Origin of the sequence: Brachybacterium sp. ACRRE (genome assembly GCF_022346485.1) — a bacterium.
Taxonomy (GTDB): domain Bacteria; phylum Actinomycetota; class Actinomycetes; order Actinomycetales; family Dermabacteraceae; genus Brachybacterium; species Brachybacterium halotolerans.
In genome coordinates, this window is sequence record NZ_JAKRMO010000118.1 from 1 (window position 1) to 3,772 (window position 3,772).

The following is a 3,772-nucleotide window of genomic DNA, read 5'->3' on the forward strand; positions in this document are numbered from 1 at the left end:
GTCCTCGTCCTGCCCCCGCCGACGCGCTCAACCCGCTGACCACGATCGCGATCGCCGTGGCGGCGGCCGTCGGCTCCTTCGCGATCGACCGCTGGCAGCTCGGTCTCCTCTCGTGCGTGCTCGTCGCGGTCCTCGCCCCGCTCGCCGTGCGCGGGGTGCGTAGCACGGCGCTGCGTCTGATCCCGATCGCGCTCGCGGCGGTCGGCCTCTGCTGGTCCACGGTGCTCGCCTCTCCCCTGCCCGTGCTCTCCGGGGCCACGTGGCTGCTGGGTCTCAAGGAGTCCCTGCGGATCGGATACTTCGTGGCTCCCGGCGCGCTGATCTTCGCCTCCCTCGATCCGACGCGGCTCGGAGACGCCCTCGGCGGGAGGCTGCGTCTGCCCGGTCGGCCGGTCGCGGCGAGCGTCGCGGGGCTCGTGCGGGCAGGTCTCACTGCCGACGTCTGGGAGCGGATCATGACCAGTCGCCGCCTGCGCGGCCTCGGGGCGCGGCGCGACCTGCGCCATCCGCTGCGCTCGGGCGCGGCGCTCGTGCGGCTGCTGGCCTCGTGCACCCTCGCCCTCCTGGTCGACGCGGTGCGAGGCACCGAGCAGCAGGCGCTCGCGATGGATGCCCGCGGCTTCGCGACCGCGCAGCACCGCACCTGGGCGCTGCCCAGCCCGTTCACGAGGGGCGACCTCGTGGGGCTCGCCGTCGCCGTGCTCCTGCTCGCGGCGCCCTGGGTGCTGCGGACGGTGCTGGGCGGCTGACGAGCCGACCCCGTCGACGCGGGCAGCGACGCCCTTCGACGTCGACGCAGCCCCGGGGCCCGGCCGCGGCGGGCAGAGGTCCGCGAACAGCCCGTGCACCTCGCGTAGCAGGAGGTCGGGTGACGTGTCATATATGAGGTGACCCGACCTATGACTACGCGAAGTGCACGCACGCACCGAAGACCCCGGAGATCGCGCGGCTGGAGCCGGCGATCCTTCCTCCCGCCTCGCCTGCCGCCCGCCGTGCAGTCGACGACGGATGACGTTCCGTGTGGTCGCCGCGTCGTGCGGGCCTTTACCCTGGTGCGCATGACTTCCGACGCCGCGCAGCCCGATCCCCCGCAGCCCGACTCCTCTCAGTCCGCTTCCGCGCAGCCCGGATCGCCGCTCACCTCCGAGGAGCATGACGAGCAGGTGCTCGCGCTGGCCCGGAGGATGCTCGACGATGCCCGTGAGGGCCGGGGTGACGCCCTGCTGCCGCTGCTGGACCAGGGGGCGCCGGTCGCCATGCGGGACTCGCGGGGCAACACGCTGCTGATGCTCGCCGCGTACCACGGTCACGCGGACCTGGTGCGTGAGCTCGCCGCCCGCGGGGCGGATGTCGATCAGCTCAACGACCGCGAGCAGTCGCCGCTCGCGGGGGCCGTCTTCAAGGGGTACGACGACGTGGTGTCCGCGCTCCTGGATGCCGGGGCGGATCCCGATGCGGGCACCCCGAGCGGCCGCGACTCCGTCGCCTTCTTCGGCCGGGAGGAGATGGGCCGGCTCATCGAGGAGAAGGCGCCGCGCGCCTGATCGCAGCGCCTCACGGGCGTACGCCGCTCAGGCCCGCCGATTCGCCCCTCCCGCTGCCCGCGGATCAGTCCCGCGGGTGCACGTAGCGCATCGGCACGTGCTCGATGCCGGCCTCGAGGAACAGCGGCCCGGTGGTCTCGAAGCCCATGCTCCCGTACCAGCGCTCGAGGTACGCCTGGGCGCCGATCTCGACCACCGCCTCCGGTGCGATCTCGCGGGCCACGTCGAGGGCCGCGCGCACGAGGCGCCGGCCGAATCCGTCGCGCCGACGGTCCGCGCGCACCACCACGCGGCCGATGTGCACGGTGCCGTCGGGGTCGCGCAGGATGCGCAGCTGGGCGACCGGCTGGCGCTCGAGCCCGCCCGTGACGGGCTCCGCGTCCGGCACCTCGATCCACAGCAGCACCGTGGAGGCCTCGAGCTCACGGCCGTCGAGGTCGGCGTCGTCGGCGTGCTGCTCGAGGGTGAAGACGTCCTGGCGGAGCTTCGCGAGCAGGTAGACGGTGCGCGGATCGATCTCCTGCAGGTGGGCGCGGCGCAGCACGCCGCCCGTCTCGGGATCAGGCATGCCCATCACCGTAGCTGCCCGTCCTGCGGATCCGCCCAGGCGGCGGCAGGCGGATCCGCCCAGGCGGCGGCCGGGTGCTCCGTGGTCCAGCTCGCGCGGCGCGAGCGCCGGGTCTGGCAGCGGGGGCACCAGAACACCGTGCGCCCGGCGAGCTCCGTCGACCGGATCGCGGTCCCGCACAGGCGGCACGGCAGCGTCTGCCGGTGGTACGTGTAGAAGGACTGCTCGCGGGGCACGACGCTCGGGTCGTCGTCCCCGTTCTGCCGCGTCGCTCGGGTGCGCTCCTGGATGACCGCCTCGATCTCGCGGTGCTCGGGCTCGGTCGTGACGATGCGGCCGGTGCGCGCGCCGTACCGCATGAGGGGCACCAGATCGTCCCAGATCCCGCGCACCATTCCCTCGGTGAGGTCCTTGCCGGGCACGAAGGGGTCCAGGCGGGCGCGGAACAGCGCCTCCGCCCGGTAGATGTTGCCGACCCCGGCGATGACCTCCTGGTTCATCAGCAGCACGCCGATCGACGTGCGGGACCGCCGCACCCTCTCGACGAATCGGTCGGGGTCCGCGTCCTCGCGCAGAGGGTCCGGACCCAGCCGCTCCAGCACGGCGGCGCGGCCCTCGGCGTCGAGGATCTCGCAGGCGGTCGGCCCGGTGAGATCGGCGAGTCCGTGGGGGCCGGCGATGCGCAGGCGCGTGGTGGGGCGCGGGACCAGGCGGCGCCAGTCCTCCGTCGCGGCGTCGTGCAGGTCGTACCCGTCGGCCGCTCCCGAGCCGCCGCCCTGCCGGGTCTCCCGCTCGCCGATCCGCACCCGCGGCGCGCCGATCGCGTGGGCGAGCGCGAAGCCCTCCTCGCCCGCGAAGGTCCACGAGCCGTACAGGCCCAGGTGCACGCGCACCCAGCGGGTCACCGGATCGGAGACGTCGACGGACTCCTCCGGGGTGAAGGCGATGAGGAGCTGCTTCCCTGCCGCCTCGGCCCCGGCCAGCACCCAGCCGTCGATGCTCGCGGCGTCGGGGAACCGTCCCTGCGGGCTCGAGGTGCGCACGCGGCGTCCGCCGAAGCCCGCCGTGAGGGCGGAGGCGAGCCGGTGGACCGTGTGGCCCTCGGGCATCAGGCGCCGGCGGAGCCGGAACCGGCCGCGGAGTCCCCGTCGGCCGACGGGTCGTACCCGCCCGTGCGCTCGTAGAGGCCCACCAGGTCGATGCGCCGCTGGTGGCGCTCGTCGCCGCTGAAGGGCTCCGCCAGGAACAGGTCGATGAGGTGCTCGAGCTCCTCCTCGGTGTGCTGACGGGCGCCCACGGAGATCACGTTGGCGTCGTTGTGCTCGCGGGCGAGCTTCGCCGTGTCCTCGTTCCACACCAGGGCGGCGCGGACGCCGCGCACCTTGTTCGCGGCGATCTGCTCGCCGTTGCCGGAGCCGCCGATGACGACGCCCAGGCTGCCGGGCTCGGCGACGACGGCCTCGCCGACGGCGGTGCAGAACGGCGGGTAGTCGTCGAGCTTCTCGAAGGTGTGGGCGCCGTGGTCGGTGACCTCGTGGCCCTTCGCGGTGAGGGAGTCCACGAGCCGGTTCTTCAGCTCGAAGCCGGCGTGGTCGGTGCCGATGTGCACGTGCATGGAGGGGGAGCCTTTCACGGGGGCGGTCGGGTCCGGGGCGGGACG

Annotated in this window: 5 protein-coding genes; 2 read left to right on the plus strand and 3 right to left on the minus strand. The window is 74.0% G+C overall.

The window, feature by feature from the left end; all coding sequences use genetic code 11:
* Together MHY49_RS18755 and MHY49_RS18760 are read left to right on the plus strand one after the other, a co-directional pair.
* A partial coding sequence (locus tag MHY49_RS18755; RefSeq protein ID WP_239206751.1) for an energy-coupling factor transporter transmembrane protein EcfT occupies nt 1-749 on the plus strand: 749 nt, incomplete at its 5' end.
* A gap of 309 nt (nt 750-1,058) precedes the next feature.
* Nucleotides 1,059-1,544 (plus strand): ankyrin repeat domain-containing protein, encoded by a 486-nt coding sequence (locus MHY49_RS18760; protein WP_370646225.1) that lies wholly within the window; start codon nt 1,059-1,061, stop codon nt 1,542-1,544.
* A gap of 64 nt (nt 1,545-1,608) precedes the next feature.
* On the opposite strand, the gene MHY49_RS18765 is transcribed toward MHY49_RS18760, so the two are convergent.
* Genes MHY49_RS18765 through MHY49_RS18775 form a run of 3 tightly spaced genes read right to left on the minus strand, consistent with a single transcriptional unit; the run spans nt 1,609 to nt 3,727 of the window.
* Complete coding sequence (locus MHY49_RS18765; protein ID WP_239206753.1) at nt 1,609-2,112, minus strand: GNAT family N-acetyltransferase; 504 nt, start codon at nt 2,110-2,112, stop codon at nt 1,609-1,611.
* Nucleotides 2,113-2,117: 5 nt separating this feature from the next.
* Nucleotides 2,118-3,221: an Fpg/Nei family DNA glycosylase gene (locus MHY49_RS18770; RefSeq protein ID WP_239206755.1), complete on the minus strand. Its 1,104-nt coding sequence runs from the start codon at nt 3,219-3,221 to the stop codon at nt 2,118-2,120.
* Nucleotides 3,221-3,727 (minus strand): ribose-5-phosphate isomerase, encoded by a 507-nt coding sequence (locus tag MHY49_RS18775; RefSeq protein WP_200501352.1) that lies wholly within the window; start codon nt 3,725-3,727, stop codon nt 3,221-3,223. Before MHY49_RS18775 ends, MHY49_RS18770 begins: the two co-directional genes overlap by 1 nt.
* Between the last annotated feature and the right edge of the window lie 45 nt (nt 3,728-3,772).